Below are 17,651 nucleotides of genomic sequence, written 5' to 3'. Positions count from 1 at the left end.
TCCGAACGATACGCTCAGTCGACCGGACAGTAGCAGAGGACGCGAACGCCCGCGTGAATGTGGCCATCCCGCGCGGGAATGGCCCTACTCCACTTTCGCAGGCTGGAGCGCAGACGCATTCGCGATGCGTGCGGCGTTGGCGACGCCCGCGAGCGCGGCGGCCTTCTTCGGATCTGGCGCCGAGCCCGGCTGAACCACGCCGGCCGACATGATCAGCGTGGCCGCGTCCTCAGCGGTGAGATCGACCTCGATGATCTTGCTTTTGGGGACATAGAAGAAGAAGCCGGTGGTCGGATTCGGCGAGCACGGCAGGAATACCGAGACGTGTTCCTCCTGTCCGGGCAGGTTGCGCGCAATGTCTTCGTTCGGCGATTGCGAGATCAGCACGATCGACCACATGCCGGGCGAAGGAAACTCGACCAGGCCCACTTTCCGGAAGCTCGAGCCCTTGCCCGAGAACAATGTCTCGAACACCTGCTTGAGGCCGCGGTAGATGGCGCGCACGGCCGGGATCCGGCCGAGAAAGGTCTCGCCGACGTCGACCAGCGTCCGGCCGATCAGGTTGGCCGCGAGGAAACCGACCAGCGTCAGCGTGAAAAACGCGACAACCAGTCCCCAGCCCGGAATGACGTAGGGCAGATATGTTTCAGGCCGATAGGCCAGCGGCACGAACGGCCGCACCACGCCATCGACCCAGGTCACGAACCACCAGACCAGGTAGAGCGTGATCGCGATAGGCCCCGTCACGACGAGGCCGGTCAGAAAATAATTGCGGAAACGGCCGATCAGGCCGGTATGTGGTTCCGGAATGGGATCAGGTGGCGCAGGCGCGTCGTCGCGGGGGGTCATTAGGGTTCCAGATGGGTCGCAGCACACAAGCTAGGGGCTTCTAGCAGGTTTGGGAAGACTGCGACCAACCGATATCCCTTGTGCCTATTCCACGGTCACCGATTTTGCGAGGTTGCGCGGCTGGTCCACGTCGGTGCCCATCACCACGGCCGTGTGATAGGCGAGCAGCTGCACCGGAACGGCATAGACCATCGGCGTGAACGCCGCCGCCATGTCAGGCATGACGATGGTGACGAGAGAATCGACGGTCGCCTCCGCCGCGCCCTTGGCGTCGGTCATCAGAATGATTTTGCCGCCGCGGGCGGCGACCTCCTGCATGTTTGAGACAGTCTTTTCGAACACCTGGTCATACGGCGCGATGACGACGACGGGCATGGCTTCGTCGATCAGCGCGATGGGTCCGTGCTTCAGCTCGCCGGCAGCGTAGCCTTCGGCGTGGATGTAGGATATTTCCTTCAGCTTCAGCGCGCCTTCGAGCGCCAGCGGAAAACTGGTACCGCGGCCGAGATAGAGCACGTCGCGCGACTTTGCGATCTCGCGCGCCAGACGCTCGATCTCCACCTCGGTGGTGAGCGCATCCGACATCAAGCGCGGGATCTCGACGAGGCCATGGACGAGCTTGGTCTCGTCCTCGTCGGACAATTCACCGCGAGCCTTGCCGGCCGCAATGGCAAGGTTTGCCAGCACCATCAACTGGCAGGTGAAGGCTTTGGTCGAGGCGACGCCGATCTCGGGACCGGCGAGCGTTTGCAGCACGGTCTCGCTCTCGCGCGCGATCGTCGAGGTCGCCACGTTGACGACGGCGACCGTGTGCACGCCCGCGGCCTTGGCGTAGCGCAGCGCCGCCAGCGTGTCGGCAGTCTCGCCGGATTGCGAGATGAAGATGGCGAGATCACCCTTGCGCAGGGGCGCTTCGCGGTAGCGGAATTCGGAGGCGACGTCCACCTCGACCGGCACGCGCGCAAAACGCTCGAACCAGTACTTTGCAACGTAGCCGGCATAGCTCGCGGTGCCGCAGGCCGTGATGTTGATGCGCTGGATCGTCTTGAAGTCGAACGGCAGCTTGACCGGCAGCGCGACGTGCTCGGTTGCCATGTCGACATAGCGCGCGAGGGTATGGCCAACCACTTCGGGCTGCTCGTGGATCTCCTTCGCCATGAAGTGGCGGTAATTGGCCTTGTCGACCAGCGAGGTCGAGGCCGCGTGCCTGATCTTGTCGCGCTGGACGGGGTGACCGTCCTTGTCGAAGATATCAGCGCTCTTGCGTGTGAGCACGACCCAGTCGCCGTCTTCGAGATAGCTGATCGTCTCGGTGAAGGGGCCGAGCGCGATGGCATCGGAGCCGAGATACATCTCGCCGTCGCCATAGCCGATCGCAAGCGGCGGGCCGTTGCGGGCGCCGATCATGAGGTCGTCGTCGCCAGCGAAGATGAAGCCGAGGGCGAAGGCGCCGCGTAAGCGCGCCAGCGTCAGCTTGACCGCTTCGACCGGCTTGTTGCCGCGCGCGAGCAGATCGTCGACGAGGTGCACCACGATCTCGGTGTCGGTCTCGGTGTGGAATACCGTACCCTTCGTCTCGAGCTCCTCGCGCAGCTCGCGGAAATTCTCGATGATGCCGTTGTGGACCACGGCGACGCGTTCGGTCGCGTGCGGATGCGCGTTGTTGACGGTCGGCTTGCCATGGGTGGCCCAGCGGGTATGACCGATGCCGGTGGTACCCTGCAACGGCTCCGCCTCGAGCCGCTTCTCCAGGTTCTTCAGCTTGCCCTCGGCGCGGCGGCGCTCCAGGTGCTTGCCTTCGAGTGTGGCGACGCCCGCGGAATCATAGCCGCGATATTCGAGACGTTTGAGCGAATCCACCAATTGCTCCGCAACCGGTTCGCGCCCGAGAATGCCGACAATCCCGCACATGCGGATCACTATCCCCCAAATCGCCGAAAAATCGCCTAAACGACGCGGTTGGTTTTAGCGAAACTCCTACGGAACCAGGTACTCAATAATTATTGCTGATTGAGACAGCACCGATCACACCGAGCCCCGCCTGCGTCGATTTGGCCGGCCTTTAACCTCGCACGTTAACTCACTGTCAACATGTTTGACCAACGATTCCCGCCCGGGAGAGACGGCCATGAGAAGCTCATCCGACCGCAAAGGCCTGTCGTCGATCTATCTGCGCGCCAGCGAGACCTCGGGCACGCACCTTGCGCATTGGCCGCCGCCCCTGCGCGGCAAGGAGAACAAGCCGCTTTTCATCAAGCATCCCGAAGGCGAGCCGGCCAAGCGCGCCAAGCCGCGCGGCTGGCGCCTGACCCGCGCCATCTTCTCCGAATTTGCCGACGACGAATAGCCTCGCTCACTTCTCCGGCTTCTTTTCGGGAGTCTTGCCGCCGGTCTTCATCTCGCGATAACGCACCGCGCCCCCTTCCCGGATGGTCTGCTGGTTGCGCTCCAGCGCCATCGCATCGTCGGGCACATCGCGGGTGATCACCGAGCCGGAGCCGATATAGGCGCCGTTGCCGATTTTCACGGGCGCGACCAGCGAGGAGTTGGTGCCGACGAAGGCGCCCTGCCCGATCACCGTCTTGTGCTTCCCAAAGCCGTCATAGTTGCAGGTGATGGTGCCGGCGCCGATGTTGGACTTGGCGCCGACGATCGCATCACCGATGTAGGCGAGATGATTGGCTTTCGCTCCCGCCTCGAGAGTCGCGGCCTTGGTCTCCACGAAGTTGCCGATTTTGGCGCCTTCGCCGAGCGAGCTGCCCGGCCTCATGCGCGCGAACGGACCGACAGACGCGTTCTTGCCAATCGAACTCTGCACGATGTGCGAGAAGGAATGGATCACCGCGCCGTCGGCAATCGAGATGCTCGGGCCGATTACCACGAACGGCTCGATGGTGACGTCCTTGCCGAATACGGTGTCGGCGGACAGGTACACCGTCTCCGGCGCGATCAGCGTGACGCCGGCCTCCATCGCCGCTTTGCGTAAGCGCGCCTGCATCACGCCTTCCGCTTCGGCGAGCTGCGCCTTGGTGTTGATGCCGCGCACCTCGTCTTCACTGGTCTCGATCACCACGGACTCCCATCCTTTGTCGCGGACGATGCCGATTGCGTCCGTCAGATAATATTCGCTCTTGGAATTGGCATTGCCGACCTGCCCGAGGATTTCGAGCGCGCGGCGACCGTCGATCGCCATCACGCCGGCGTTGCAGAGATCAATCTTGCGCTCCGCTTCGCTGGCGTCGGGCTGTTCGCGGATCGCGACCAGGCGGTCGCCCTCGACGATGAAGCGGCCATAGCCGGTGGGATCGGCGGCGCGAAAACCGAGCGCGGCGATGGCCGCGCCCCTGGCGAGCGGTTCGCGCAGCCGTGCGAAGGTTTCGGCCGAGATCAGCGGCGTGTCGCCGAACGCGATCAAGAGATCGTCCACCCCCCGCGCGATCGCCTCGCGGGCCGCCAGCACCGCATGCGCGGTGCCGAGCCGGTCGGCTTGCACGAAGGTGAGTGCGTCGGGGCGGCTGCGCCTCGCCTCCTCCGCGACGGCCTGGTGATCGGGACCGATCACGACGGCGAGCGATGTGCCGGTTCCCTTTGGTGCGGCGGCGAGCACATGGGCGAGCAGCGTCTGATGCGCGACGGGATGCAGCACCTTCGGCAGGCTCGATTGCATGCGCGTGCCTTCGCCGGCGGCGAGCACGATCGTAAGGCTGGAACGGGCGGTCATCGGAATCCTGTCAGATACGGCCGGATCAATGGTGCGGCGGACGGCAGGCCGCCCAGATGCTCTCGCCTTGCTACCCCCGCAAACGCCCGGAATTCAAGTGCGGCACGCTTTTCCTGTTAATGTTCCCTGATTGATTCGGGGAAGCCAGACAGGGCTGGGCACTTAACGTTCATGGCAAAGGATTCCGACCCACTGGCGGATGCCTTCGACACCAAGGAGACCGGCGGGCTGTTCTCCGGACTTTTGGCCGAGGAAAGCGCGTTCGACCGCCGCATGATGTGGCGGCTGGGCTCGTGGGGCGTCGCGGCCGTCGGGGCCGTCGTCATCGCGGTGGTGGCCAACCAGGCCCATATTGGCTGGCGCCGTGACCAAATCGCCTCCGCTGACCTCGCACGCCAGGCCGACCGGCTCCAAATGCTGACCAAGGACAGCCAGAACGAGGCACGCCGCCTCGCCGCCGCCATCGAGACGCTGAACAGCGACCGCGACCGGCTCTATTCACGCGTCACGGTGCTCGAGCAGGGTCTCGATTCCGTCACCGGTGCCATCGCCAAGCAGAAAGCCACGCCGCCGCAAGGCGCCAAGCCGCAGGATGTCGCGCCAGCGACCGCAGCTCCCAGCGTCGCGCCGGTAGTCTCGACGCCAGCTCCGGCGAGCGAGAAGCCGCGCACCGAAGCCGCCAAGGATACCCAGAAGGATACCCAGAAGGATACGCCGAAGGAGACTGCGAAGGAGCCGTCGAGCCCGCCGCCGCAGACGGCGGCCGCCGCTTCGCTCGTGCAGCAGTCACCGGCCATGACTTCGGCGCTGCCGACCATTCCGCTGGTGCCGTCCAAGTCGATCATGGCGCCGCCGGATACAGCCGCGTCGAAACTGATTCAACCTGAGGCAGCCGAGAAGGCCGCCGAGAAGAAGCCCGAGCCGGCTCCTACTCCAACCGAGGTCGTCGCGACAGCAACGAAGCCCCCGGAAGCAGCCGAGACCGAAGCGCCCGCGATCGCAGTCCAGCAGACGCGCTTTGCCATCGACCTCGGCGGTGCCAACTCGATCGATGGCCTGCGCACGCTCTGGCGCGGCGTGACCAAATCCCATCCGGAAGTTGGAGCGTTGCGGCCGATCATCATGATCAAGGAGGGCGCCGCGGGCCTCGGCATGCAGCTCCGTTTGGGTGCCGGGCCCCTGATCAACGCCGCCGCCGCCGCAAAACTGTGCGCCGGCCTGACCGAGAACGACCGCCACTGCGAGACCACCGTGTTCGACGGCCAGCGCCTATCGATGCGCGGCGGTCAAGAGAGGGCTCAAGAAAAGGGGCCGGAGAAGACTCAAGACAGGGTTCAAGACAAGAACGCCGAGAAGAGCCAAGAGGCGGTGCCGCAGGCCGAGAGCGCCTCGGCGCCCGCGCCAATTGCAAAGCCGGACAAGCGCCGGCGCAACTATTCCTCGAAACGCTCGAAGCGCGAGGAGCCGCCGCCTGCACCCCCACCTGCGGCGCAGCCCGCGCCGCCGAAGCCGGAGGCGGCGTCAACGTCTGCAGGATCGACGCTGTCCTCGTTCTTCAGGCGATAGGCGCCAAAACATTCGCGGGCGCTTTGTCGGGGGCGGCGCGCGGACTCGCCGCAAGATCAGCGATGAAATCCGGCGTTGCGCGCGCATGCGACCATCGGACGCTTGGACCTGAGACGCTCTTTCGCAGCAAGTTCGCGCTCGTCCAACGCCGCTTCAGGAGTCGCCCATCCGAAACTCGCGTGCTTTGATGAACTGGATGACGTGCTGAGGCTTCTCGTCGCGGCGGGAACAGGTCTGCTGATCGGCATTGACCGCGATATGAACGACAAGCCGATGGGAATGCGGACCCTGGCGCTGGGCCCTCGGCTCCGCGTTAAGGGGCTGCTCGCATTGGCCGAGAAATACGAGCGCCGTCCCTCAGAACAGAGCCGAAAGGCGCAAAATTGACCTTGATGGATCTCCGCGCAGGCAATCACTATTCGATGCGCGCCTTTTCCTTCAGATCGCGAATACGCATCTCCGCTTCATCCTTGGACTGTACGACCTCGGACCAATCGTCGACCCGCGCTTCCTTGCTCAGCCTCTTGAGCTCTTTCAGCTGCTCCTGGGTTGGCTTGTCCATGCTCACTCCTCGAAGACATCATGCGTTAGGCGTCACAACATCAGAACCAGCCCGCCCCTCTTGTGTTCCTGGGGGATGCGGTCAGCAGAAACTTCGCCTGCCCTGTTGCCTGCCGGTGCCATCCCGACCATATTGCCGCCATGACAAAAAAGCCCTTCCGCCTCACGCCCTACCAGGTGCAGTTCCTGATCGTCGTCGGCTTCGCCTCCGTCGGCTATGCGCTTTATCTGCGCTACCTCGCGATCGAACTGTCGCAAGTCGCGCTCGCCTGCGATGCCGGCCTTCAGACGCTGCTCTGCAAGGCGCGCTCGGTCTCGACGGTGCTGTTCAAGAATTCGGTGTTCGGGATCGTCGCGCTGGTGGTTGCGACGCTGAACCTGATGCGGCCGTCGATCGTGCTGCTCACCGTCGGCGTCATCGCCGCCGGCCTCGGCATCGTGCTCTACAATGTCGTGCTGTCGGGCCTTGCGATTGGCCTGTTCATTCTTGGATTTGCTCGGCCCGCGCCCGCCACAGCGTGAGCGCGAACAAGAGGTAGATCGCGCAGGTCCACAGCGACTGCCAATTGTCGCGGCCCTCGTTGAACAGCACATAGACGGCCGACAGCGCCAGCAGGCCCGCGAACACCGCCTCCGCGATCGGACGCTGGCCGATCTGCGGCCGGTTCAGCATCAGCAGCGCAAATGGCACCACGGCCATCGTCAGCGCGGCGTAGGGAAAATCCTTGTAGCGCGGGTCGAACACGAAGCCGAGCGCGGTCTGCGCCGCGATCACCGCGGCCACGGCCAGCGTCAGGCCGAGCACGGCGGTGAGCTTGGACCATTTCCGGCCCTCGCGCGGGCCGAGCAGATCGAGGAAGGTGGGAAGGCTGCGGCCGATCACCATCGCCTGCGCGCAGAAGATCGGCGACAGGATGCCGGCGAGGAGCAGCGCGCCCCAGAGCAGCCAGCCGCCGATGCCGTAGCTCTCGTAATACATCTTATCGGCGCCGATGCCGAGCAGGATGCCCGCCGTCGTCGCCGAGATGCCGACGCCGAGCCAGGCCGAGAAGCGCGGCGTCCACGGCCGCCGGCGCAGCGTGAGACCGGCAACCGCGAACACCAGCACGCTGAGGCCCATGCCCGCGCCCATGTACCATTTCCAGTACGGGAAATTGCTGATCGGCTCGCCCGGCGGATACTTCAGGCCGCGGCGCACCGAATCATACAGGCCCCAATAGCCACCGACGGTGCCTTCCAGCTTGCGCTTCCACGGCTGGTCGTAGGACTCGATCAGGTTGACACGGAACTTCTGTGCCTTCGCAAGGCTCAGGATCTCGGAAACCACCCGCGCCTGGTTGGTGCGCGACGGCAGCGCGCCGTCGCGCATACGTCCCTCGCTCGGCCAGCCGGTTTCGCCGATCAGGATCTCCTTGCCCGGAAACGCCACCGCCATGCGTTCGCGGATCGACTCGACATGGGCGCTGGCGAATTTCGCCTTCACCGGGAAATCCTCCCAATAGGGCAGGATGTGGATCGTGACGAAGTCGACGGCGTCATAGACCTCGCGATTCTTCAGCCAGTACTCCCAGACGTCCGCATAGGTGACGGGCACGCTAACCTGCGCCTTGACCGAGCGGATGATGGAGACGAGGTCCGCCGTCGTCATCTCGCCGCGAAGCAGCACCTCGTTGCCAACGATGACCGTGGTGATGATGGAAGGAAATTCCTTGGTGAGGCGAACCGCGAGCGCGGCCTGCTCGAAATTCTTGGTGCGGTTGCTGGAGAGCCAGATGCCCTGGAGCACTTTCAGGCCGCCGACCTTGGCGGCGATCGCCGGCACCTGGTCGAGCCCGTTCTCCATCGAATAGGTGCGGACGCAGTCAGTGATCTCCTTGAGCTGGCGCAGGTCCTGCTCGATCTGGTCCGCCTCGATATGGGTCCACGTCTCCAGCGGCGACTGCTCGCCGCGGAACGGCGCGTAGGAGACGCATTGGACCTTCTCGGCGGGATCGATCGGCGCGCGCGCGAGCGTGATTGGCGTCGCCAACCACCACCACACGGCAGCAATCGCACCCAGTGAAACGAGCAGAAGCGCCAGTGGCGTACGAAGAGAAATCGGTTCCGTCCTCCGCGAAGGGTCCGTCGATTACCTGCTTGCACGCCGTCTGCCAAGGGGGTGCGCCCGGGTGTGGATCCGCTGCTCCCAGGAATCTGGCTGCGGCCGTTCGACCGGGGCCTAGGATTGTGACTTTGCTGGACAAAATTCCAAATACAGGTCATGGACTCGGAAAGACTTTTCCGCCGCATTGGAGACCCATTTGGACGCCATCACCGACGCGTCTGCGGGATCCTGACGCGGACGACCAGCAGATACATTGGGGAATTCATGCGGCAACGGGTGTTCGAGTTACGAAATGCGGTCCTGCGGCAGTTCGCCGCCACCTTGGCCGTCTCCTCCCTTCTCGTTCTCGCCGGCCTCGGTGGCGCCTCCGCCCAGAGCGGCACGCCCGCCCCCGACCAGAAGGCCGCGGCCCAGCCCGCGGACGCGGCCAAGGACGCTGCCCAGAACCAGCGCCGCACCGACGAATTCGCGGAAGCGGCCCAGGTCATCAACGGCCCCGCCGGCAATCCCGAATGCGTCTGGCTTGGCCGGCGCGTGGTGCGGCTGATGTGGCGGGATGATCTCGATACTGCATTCCGCCATCTCGACCTCTACGACCGTTTCGGCTGCCCCGGCGGCCACATCCAGGCTGCGTTCCGCTGCCTGACCCGCTTCGGCGGGCAAATCGATCCCAAGGTCGCCGAGACCCTGGATAGCCGCGTGCACGCTTGCTGGATCAACCCGGCGTCCCAGCCGCAGCAGGCGGCGGCGAGCGCCTCGCAAACCCCAGCGCCGACGCCGGGCAATGCGCAGGCCGCCCAGCCAGCCGCAAGCCCCTCGCCTGCGGCAAGCCCGACGCCCGCGCCCCAGAAATAGCCAAGCGTCGTTTCAGCTGTCGTTCAGGAACGATCGGCCAAGACACGGTTGGCACTGCCGCGCGTCGTTCGAAAAAGGCCATGCCCTCATAAGGACATGAGGCCATGACAGTTGTGAAACCGCGCAGCAGAGGTATGCTCCCTTTGCCGCGGACTCGGTCGGATCTCGGGGTCGGATCCGCTTCCCTGCCACCTCAGCCCCTTTTGGTTAGCCGCGATGCGCGTTGTCGCCGCCGTTCTGTTGCTTGTGTCTGCGCTCCATGCGGGACTGTGGGGAGTCCTCCGCGACAAGGAACCCGCGCCCGATTTCAAGGGCTTGGTGCCGAGTCTGTCCTATACGCCGTTCGAACCGGGACACGTCGTCGACATCAACGTCGACCCCGACAAGATTCGCGCGGACATGAAGAAGCTCTCGACCCTCACGCGAGCGATCCGGTCCTACACCGCGACGGAGGGCAGCGAGCTGGTGCCGCCGATCGCCGCCGAGTTCGGCCTCAAGGTCACCGTAGGCGCCTGGATCGACAAGGACGAGGATCGCAACGAGCGGGAGATCAAGGCCGCCATCGAGCTCGCCCGCAAGAACAGCAACGTGATCGGCATCGTGGTCGGCAACGAGGTGATCTTCCGCGGCGAGCAGAAGGTCGAGGACCTCATCGAGAAGATCAAGAAGGTCAAGAGCGCGGTCCGCGTTCCCGTCACCACCGGCGAGATCTGGAACATCTGGCGCGATTTTCCGGACCTCGCCTCCAGCGTCGACTTCATCGCCGCTCACGTGCTGCCCTATTGGGAAAACTTCCGCTCTGACCAGGCTGTGGATCAGGCGGTCGATCGTTACGAACTTCTGCGCAAGTTGTTTCCCGGCAAGCGCATCGTGATTGCCGAGTTCGGCTGGCCGAGCGCGGGCTACAACTTGCGCAATGCCGACCCCGGTCCATTCAAGCAGGCCCTGACCTTACGCAATTTCGTCAGCCGCGCCGAAGCGATGGGCATGGACTACAACATCGTCGAAGCCATCGATCGGCCCTGGAAGTTCTACGAAGGCGGCGTCGGTCCCTATTGGGGCATCCTCAACGCCAGCGGCGAGCCGAAATTCGCCTGGACCGGTCCGGTCGAGAACCCCGATTATTGGAAGCTGATGGGCATCGCGCTGCTGGTCGGCACCCTCTTGTCGCTGCCGATCCTGCGCATCGAGAAAGCGACCGCCAAGCAGGCCTTCCTGCTGTCGGCGGCAGCCAACGGCGTCGGCGCCTGGGCCGCCACGGTGTTCGCGTTCTGGAACAGCCATTACTTCGTCTTCGGCTCGGCCTTCGCGCTGACGCTGGGCATGATCCTGCTCGTTCCGCTCGTCCTCATCGCGATGGCGCGTATTGACGAGATCGCGGCCGTCGCGTTCGGCCGGCGGCCGCAGCGGCTGCTCACCAAGAGCAAGCCGGTCGAGAACGTGCCCGAGAATTACTACCCGAAAGTCTCGATCCACATCCCCGCTTATTTCGAGCCGGTCGAGATGCTCAAGCAGACGCTGGATGCGCTGTCGCGGCTGAACTATCCGAACTACGAATGCGTCGTCATCATCAACAACACGCCGGATCCCGCCTTCTGGCAGCCGATCCAGGATCATTGCCGCGCGCTCGGTGAACGCTTCAAGTTCATCAATGCCGAGAAGGTGCAGGGCTTCAAGGCCGGCGCGCTGCGCATCGCGATGGACCGCACCGCGGCGGATGCCGAGATCATCGGCATCCTCGATGCCGACTATGTCGTCGATCCCGACTGGCTGAAGGACCTCGTGCCGGCTTTCGCCGATCCGCGCGTCGGCCTCGTGCAGGCGCCGCAGGAGCATCGTGACGGCAACCTGTCGATCATGCACTACATCATGAACGGCGAATATGCCGGCTTCTTCGACATCGGCATGGTCCAGCGCAACGAAGCCAACGCCATCATCGTGCACGGCACGATGTGCCTGATCCGCCGCGCCGCGATGGACATGGCGGGGGGCTGGTCGTCAGATACGATCTGCGAGGATTCCGATCTCGGCCTGGCGATCCAGGAGCTCGGCTGGACCACCCACTACACCAACCATCGCTACGGCCAGGGCCTGCTTCCCGACACCTACGAAGCCTTCAAGAAGCAGCGTCACCGCTGGGCCTATGGCGGCCTCCAGATCGTCAAGAAGCACTGGCGCTTCTTCCTGCCCGGCAGGAGCCGGCTTACGCCCGACCAGAAGCGCGAATATGGCCTCGGCTGGCTGAACTGGCTTGGCGCAGAAAGCCTCGGCGTGGTCGTGGCGCTGCTCAATCTTGTCTGGGTGCCGATCGTCGCCTTTGCCGACATCGCCATCCCCGACAAGATCCTGACGCTGCCGATCATCGGCGCCTTCATTGTCTCGCTGGCGCACTTCCTGTCGATGTACCGCGCCCGCGTCGCGATCAAGCCTGGCCAGATGCTGGGCGCCATGATCGCGGCGATGAGCGTGCAATGGACGGTGTCGCGTGCGGTCGCGCAGGGCCTCATCACCGAGCACATCGCGTTCGCCCGCACCTCGAAAGGCGGCCTGTCGCGGATGTCGATCGAGTTCCAGGCGTTCTGGGAGGCCGTGATCGGCACTCTGCTGGTGATCGGCGCCGGCGTCCTGATCGCCTCGAACAGTTTTAGGCAGATCACCGAGATCTACATCTTCGCCGGCGTCCTTGTGCTCCAGAGCCTGCCGTTCCTCGCCGCGGTCGCGATTGCCATCCTCGAACTCAGCCGCATCAACTCGTTCCAATTCTGGCGCGACAGCGCGATCCGCACCGCCGAGCTGATCGGCCTGCGCCCAGTGGCGCTGCCCCACCCGGGCGGCACGCCGCAACCGGTGCCGAGCGAGGTCCGGCGGGAGGCGAACTGACGGATGGCAGGCCATCCTCGCTTTCGGCGTGGATGATGGCCCGCCAATCAGGTTGAAATTCCTGACCTAACCAACGGAAGCAGCGCACGAATTGCCGCTCCTGCCGCGATCTTCGGCAGCCATCCGCACTATTGACCTCCGCAGCCACTCCCCCTACACAGCGCGGGCCGACAGCATGATCCGGAAACAGCCGGTTTTCCCCGCAACGCAAGTAGAGCGCGGCGGCAAGACATGCTTCTCGAAATGACCGAACACGATGGCGATCTCTTTCAAGCCATCAGCGGCCATGGGAGCGCGTAGCTCAGCCGGTAGAGCACGTGACTTTTAATCACGGGGTCCTGGGTTCGAGCCCCAGCGCGCTCACCAAGCAAAAACAATCACTTACGACCATATTCGGCCTCTCAGGTTGAGAGACTTTTTGCTGTCTGCACACAATGTGCACACTCGGCAGGTGCAACAATGACAGCGGAAATTTTCGTTGTTGTCGGGCTCGCCATTTTTTGGGGCTCGATCGTTGCTCGCCTCGCGCTGAGGATAGCGCCCGACAGCAAGAAGCCGATGCCGTTGTCCACACCCACCACAGAAAGTGGTTAGCTCACCTTTCGAAACGCTACCGTTCGACGATTTGACTCTCGCGAGCAGTGCGTTTGGATGCGCAATGCCTCACCCAAAACGCCACACGCCTACTCACTCAGACGGCAGGCCACTGAAGATCACCTTCGGTGCAATGCGCGCGATGGGTGTTCGCGGCGTGTTGGCCTATTGCCATTGCGGGCGTCACGTTGCTTTGGATGCGGATCGTTGGGCTGATGAGGTGCGACTGTCTGATATCGAAGCGCGGTTCGTCTGTCAGGGAGTGCGGAAGCCGCGGCGCCGACGTCCAGCCCGACTTTGAGGGAGGCAATCCCCGGCTCGCGATCCGGGGGCGTCGCGTCGATTCCTGAGGAACAAGGCCGCCATATGGAGCTTGAGAGTCTTGCCGGCTCCCTGCCGAGCTGGCGGAGCGGCCCCGGCCTACCCCAAAAGCCCCCTGAAGCCGGGGCCGATTCTCCAGTAGTAAGCCTATGCGTCGCCCTTGATCGTGCGCCGCGTGTCAGGCGAAACAGGCGGCCAACTGAGGCGGCCTTACTTATTTTCGCCGACTACACGAAGGCGCGGACTCGCTAGCTTTCCGGGAGAAACGCAAACTGGCGAGATCTCGCGGTCCTGGCGCTGAGCGCGCTTGCAATTAGGGCAGACAAAGAGGTGAGCGAGTATCGACGGCGGATTGTCTCGCACCAACTCGGATCGAAACCACCTCATGCCGATCTGGCAATTAGGGCAGATCGGAGCCTCAAACTGCCCCCGCGCGTGCTTTAGCCGGTCCATGCTTGCCCCCTCTGTTTGGGAAAGACTAGCAAGGCACGTTGGTCAGCAAAGTATCAAACGATACAGAACTCAAAATGAGGCCCCTGCGAAATCAAACCGGGCCAGTAATGTCGGAAACAGGCCAGTGCCAGAAACGAGAACAAAGCGGCCCCCGAACCGGCGGGCCACTGAGGCGGCTTAATGCGGAGCCTTGTATTCTCGGTTAAGCAGCTCCAGTCGTCGTTCGAGCTCTTCTTTCTTCGCCACTAGCCGCTTCGCGAGAATATCATTGACGACCGTGTGCAGTTGCCACAGTTCTTCGAGAGACATGCTTTCAAACGGCTTCCGCTCCATGAATCACCCGACCCACGCGTTCCCATAGCTTGGGCTTAGAAGCGGGAGCCTGGCAATTCTGTGTAGGTTGAGAGGAAAGGTTATCTACAGGTGCGGCCTCGGGCCACCTTCTTGAAAGCCGACCGGCTCGCCCTCAACCGAAAGCGCCGCAACTCAGCGTGCGCCAGTCGATTCCGCAGGTTAGCCAATTCGGCCATCTGACCTTCGAGAAATGCAAATCGCTTCTGCAGTGAAATGGCGCGATGGAAAACAACTTGATCAAAGGTACTCATCATCCCTCAACCCATTAAAATAATTTAAAATACGCGAGATATCGTGCCAGAATAATCACTGCGTTTAATGGTGACTAGTGTGCACAAACTAAAAAGATGTCCGCCAGCGTGAACCCGGCGGGCCGCCAACTGAGGCGGCCTAATCGTCCCAGTCCCCGCACTGGCATTTGAAAACGCGGACGTAGCTGGAGGTTTCGAGGCGCCAAAGCCGCTCCACAAGCCGGGTCGGCTGCTTGCACTTGGGGCACCTGACGTCGGCAGGCTGAGCGGCGGTCATAGGCGCATCCCGTCTACCGAGATTGACTCCCAATGCGCGGTGGGCGCGCTGAAGTCGCCATTTCCCTAAACATTCCCAGCAGTCGGGGGTCAAGGAGTGACTGCAGTGACCAAATGAGACCATTCTTGACCTTGCCACTTATTCCCGCCTATTCCCGCGACGAAACCATTTTTCAGCGTCGCGAAGCCATCCAGAAACAAACCCGGCCTAGCCTCTCCCAATGGACCAATGGGGATTCGGCTATGTCAGCTTTCATCAATGCCTTGTCTCGTAAAGCGCGCACGCTGGTGATCGTAAATTCCTTCGCCGGCGCGACTCTTCTGTTCGCCATGGCAGCTCCGCATCCCGTCTCAAGTGGTGCACTTGGTAGCGAGTGGCACTGCAGCACGGCAGCGTTTGTTTTAACGACGTGCCGTCAGACCCCGAGTCACGCGGAAGCTCCGGCGGGCCTCTTGGCACAAGCATTGCTCATATTCGGATGACTGGGATTGCTGGACCCAGTTTGAAACAGGGCGCCGCCGGGACAATGTATTTCGAGCCCGGCGGCGTATCTTTTTGAGACTACCGCCCGCCTAAGCGCAGGGAAGATCCCGCAGAGAGACCACATTCGCGGGTAGTGGCGCGGCTGGTTCCTGCATCAGGAAGGTCTCTACCAGCTCTTGCACCGCCTGAAGCACCAGCCGAGCGTTATCAACGTTTTCCGGCACCTAGCTTGCCAGGCCGACTGCTTGCCGGCGGTGCCACGCCTCCATGCTGGTTTCATGCCATCACCGTCCCGGTCCAATCCCGCATACCAATCTGCTCTAGCAAACCCTCCCAGTCAGCAATCCCGGACTCGGTAGGGTCTTCCTCCAGGTCGGTGCTACCGCCGCCCGCCCATTGCTCTTGGCTGTGGTGGTGGTCGAGGCTTCCAAGGGACGTCCTCGTCATCCCCCTCGCTGACCTCCAATTCGTCGGTATCGCAGGGCCCATCATCAACCCCTTGCTCAAGCTCGGTCACGACATAGGGATCGGAGGCGTCCAGGAAGGCGATCAACCGTTCGATCTCGGCGGATGCCTCTTTCCTGAGTCTGGCGATGTCGCTGAGGGCCCTTGCGCGCTCCCGCTGTTGGATAGCGAGACCGGACAAAATCGCACGGGTGGACTCCGGATCAAATTCTCTGACGTTTCGAAGATGGTTGCTTTGATCGAGGGCTTTCCAAGGCCCACATCTCGCGGGTCAGCCGCGGAGGACGAGCATCCCTGTCGGCGGCTGACCTGCCAATGCGTCCCGTCAACGGATCAAAGATGCTGATGCACCGCTTGATCCAGATATTCGGGCATAGGAACGTTTCGACCGGCAACGAGTCCTAGAGGCGCAATCCATCCCGTATTCCTTGTGGATCGAATGATGGAAAAAGCACTCGCCTATGCTATCTCGGCGGCCCTCGTTGGCTTCGGTCTCTTGATCTTTTTCGCCGGCCTATCCTCCAGCTCGCCCGCCTTATGGACAATCGTCGCGTTGGTCCCGATCACGATCGGGATCGTGAGCGCCTTTGGCCCGGTATGACTAGCTGTGGAAACCAGGCTTTAGGTCAGCGCGTCTGTATTTTCCGAATCGGTGTCTCGTGTTCGCTCTCTGTAGTTTCAAACTGTGGTGGACGCGCGTGAGCCATTTCGTCTCGATGCTTCTGCTTGCGACAGCCCTGATTTTGACCTTGTGCTTCGGGGTGGCAGCCTGGCGCCTCTCAGCGGACAAAGAGGCCGACATCACCGCCACCATTCCGCATCAGGAATACGGCTGGAGGTCGAGGTCAAGCAACTGATGGCTGTTGCGCTAGCCACCGCTCGCGCTCCAATCGCAAAGAAGTGCAATATCCAATTTCAGAAGAAGTCAGAGGGTGAGCCACCCAAGACCCAAAGCACCCTGCGTTCGCCGCTCAGGTTGCTGAATAAAATGCTTCAGCTTTCCGGAGCCGGCGGCGTGGCCGGCGTACTCAGCGGAGCTCCTCCAACCGAAACAGGCCCGACAGGCTTCGCTTCCCGAACCATCCGTTTGCGCATCGCCAGTCGATTGCGGGCGTGCCCTCTTGGAATGGAGGAGGTTATGTCCGATATCATTGCACTTTGCAGCGAGTCGACCTTCGCGATCAGCGTGGAAAGCTGCGAAGATATCTTCCTCACATCGACCCGTTCGTCCGTGATGCTCTGTCGCAGAGAAAGCAGCACCATCGAATCCTGCTGCAGCAAAGCTGCATTTTGCTGCACGGAATCATTGTTCTCCTTCAGCAAGGCAGTCTGTAGCTGTTGGGCCGATTGAATGTCCTTCAGAGCAGCGACAACCGAATCGGCTTTTGGCGCCGAAGCTTCCTGGCGCGGAAGCAGTTCAGCCAAGCTGCCGACATTCAGCGACGGAAACTCAGAGGGCAACGTATAGATGGCGGCCGCGCCGTTGATGGCCAAGGCACACACCGACAGTGCCAGGACCGACTTGCGGCTGGACCGCTTGACCGGCCCTGGAGCTTCTGGGACTGCGGGTGCGGCGACTGCCGCTGCCAGTGCTGCAGGGTCGAGCTCTTCGACGAAGCCTTGCGTTTCGAAAGTCATGGTCACGTGCATTGACCCCAATGAGCGAGCAAAAGGAAGCCGCTCCCGGAACGTCCTCGCGACGCCTCCTTTACGCAGCACCCATACACAAGTGCCTAAAATTGTGGGCTTTTCGGATTAATTCCACGTTAGCGGCTTGGGCGGCTGACAGGCTCAGCCACTCCGGCTGAATACGGGGTGTGTGCGAGGAATGACCAAAGTGCTTCGCGGCGGATTTTCCGAAGATGGCAGAATGCCACTGTTTTGCCCGACGCGTCAAATGACCTTTGCGTCCAATGC

The 17,651-nt window shown here is 62.7% G+C and carries 13 protein-coding genes and 1 tRNA gene; 8 read left to right on the top strand and 6 right to left on the bottom strand.

The genetic code is table 11. From position 1 onward, the window contains the following. Positions 1–84: 84 nt before the first annotated feature. On the bottom strand, positions 85–849 hold the full coding sequence (locus tag IVA78_RS02225; RefSeq protein ID WP_247275662.1) for a DUF502 domain-containing protein: 765 nt from the start codon (positions 847–849) through the stop codon (positions 85–87). An 84-nt stretch (positions 850–933) separates the two neighbouring features. Next, positions 934–2,760 carry a glutamine--fructose-6-phosphate transaminase (isomerizing) gene (gene glmS / locus IVA78_RS02220; protein ID WP_247419454.1) on the bottom strand — a complete coding sequence of 609 codons (1,827 nt, stop codon included), beginning with the start codon at positions 2,758–2,760 and terminating at the stop codon, positions 934–936. Between the two features lie 217 nt (positions 2,761–2,977). Between glmS and IVA78_RS02215 the strand changes: the two genes are divergently transcribed. Continuing rightward, positions 2,978–3,196, top strand: a complete 219-nt coding sequence (locus IVA78_RS02215) for a hypothetical protein (RefSeq protein WP_247419452.1) — start codon at positions 2,978–2,980, stop codon at positions 3,194–3,196. Between the two features lie 6 nt (positions 3,197–3,202). On the opposite strand, the gene glmU is transcribed toward IVA78_RS02215, so the two are convergent. Further along, positions 3,203–4,570 (bottom strand): bifunctional UDP-N-acetylglucosamine diphosphorylase/glucosamine-1-phosphate N-acetyltransferase GlmU, encoded by a 1,368-nt coding sequence (glmU, locus tag IVA78_RS02210; protein ID WP_247419449.1) that lies wholly within the window; start codon positions 4,568–4,570, stop codon positions 3,203–3,205. A gap of 171 nt (positions 4,571–4,741) precedes the next feature. Here glmU and IVA78_RS02205 point away from each other — a divergent pair, with 171 nt between their 5' ends. Continuing rightward, positions 4,742–6,136 carry a hypothetical protein gene (locus IVA78_RS02205; protein ID WP_247419446.1) on the top strand — a complete coding sequence of 465 codons (1,395 nt, stop codon included), beginning with the start codon at positions 4,742–4,744 and terminating at the stop codon, positions 6,134–6,136. A 75-nt stretch (positions 6,137–6,211) separates the two neighbouring features. Further along, positions 6,212–6,523, top strand: a complete 312-nt coding sequence (locus IVA78_RS02200) for an MgtC/SapB family protein (protein WP_247419443.1) — start codon at positions 6,212–6,214, stop codon at positions 6,521–6,523. Positions 6,524–6,551: 28 nt separating this feature from the next. On the opposite strand, the gene IVA78_RS02195 is transcribed toward IVA78_RS02200, so the two are convergent. After that, positions 6,552–6,698, bottom strand: a complete 147-nt coding sequence (locus tag IVA78_RS02195) for a hypothetical protein (RefSeq protein ID WP_247275668.1) — start codon at positions 6,696–6,698, stop codon at positions 6,552–6,554. Between the two features lie 140 nt (positions 6,699–6,838). On the opposite strand from IVA78_RS02195, the gene IVA78_RS02190 reads away from it, so the two are divergent. Beyond that, positions 6,839–7,219, top strand: a complete 381-nt coding sequence (locus tag IVA78_RS02190; protein WP_247275669.1) for a hypothetical protein — start codon at positions 6,839–6,841, stop codon at positions 7,217–7,219. Here IVA78_RS02190 and IVA78_RS02185 read toward each other — a convergent pair. After that, a complete protein-coding gene (locus IVA78_RS02185; protein ID WP_247275670.1) occupies positions 7,179–8,738 on the bottom strand; it encodes a beta-(1-6) glucans synthase in 1,560 nt (519 codons plus the stop codon). The genes IVA78_RS02190 and IVA78_RS02185 overlap by 41 nt on opposite strands. A gap of 327 nt (positions 8,739–9,065) precedes the next feature. Here IVA78_RS02185 and IVA78_RS02180 point away from each other — a divergent pair, with 327 nt between their 5' ends. The 4 genes from IVA78_RS02180 to IVA78_RS02160 all read left to right on the top strand — a co-directional run bounded on the left by IVA78_RS02180 (position 9,066) and on the right by IVA78_RS02160 (position 15,268). Continuing rightward, positions 9,066–9,656 carry a beta-1-3, beta-1-6-glucan biosynthesis protein gene (locus tag IVA78_RS02180; protein WP_247275671.1) on the top strand — a complete coding sequence of 197 codons (591 nt, stop codon included), beginning with the start codon at positions 9,066–9,068 and terminating at the stop codon, positions 9,654–9,656. A 216-nt stretch (positions 9,657–9,872) separates the two neighbouring features. Beyond that, positions 9,873–12,536: a glycosyltransferase gene (locus IVA78_RS02175; protein WP_247275672.1), complete on the top strand. Its 2,664-nt coding sequence runs from the start codon at positions 9,873–9,875 to the stop codon at positions 12,534–12,536. Positions 12,537–12,826: 290 nt separating this feature from the next. After that, positions 12,827–12,902: transfer RNA gene (locus tag IVA78_RS02170), tRNA-Lys, on the top strand. 2,009 nt (positions 12,903–14,911) lie between these two features. After that, positions 14,912–15,268: a hypothetical protein gene (locus IVA78_RS02160; RefSeq protein ID WP_247279869.1), complete on the top strand. Its 357-nt coding sequence runs from the start codon at positions 14,912–14,914 to the stop codon at positions 15,266–15,268. A 1,459-nt stretch (positions 15,269–16,727) separates the two neighbouring features. Here the strand turns inward: IVA78_RS02160 and IVA78_RS02155 are convergent. Then, a complete protein-coding gene (locus tag IVA78_RS02155) occupies positions 16,728–17,384 on the bottom strand; it encodes a hypothetical protein (RefSeq protein WP_247279870.1) in 657 nt (218 codons plus the stop codon). Positions 17,385–17,651: the final 267 nt, after the last annotated feature.

This window comes from Bradyrhizobium sp. 137 (assembly GCF_023074095.1).
Lineage (GTDB): Bacteria > Pseudomonadota > Alphaproteobacteria > Rhizobiales > Xanthobacteraceae > Bradyrhizobium.
Note: the sequence above shows the minus strand (reverse complement) of the source record. Positions and strands in the feature narration are given on the sequence as shown.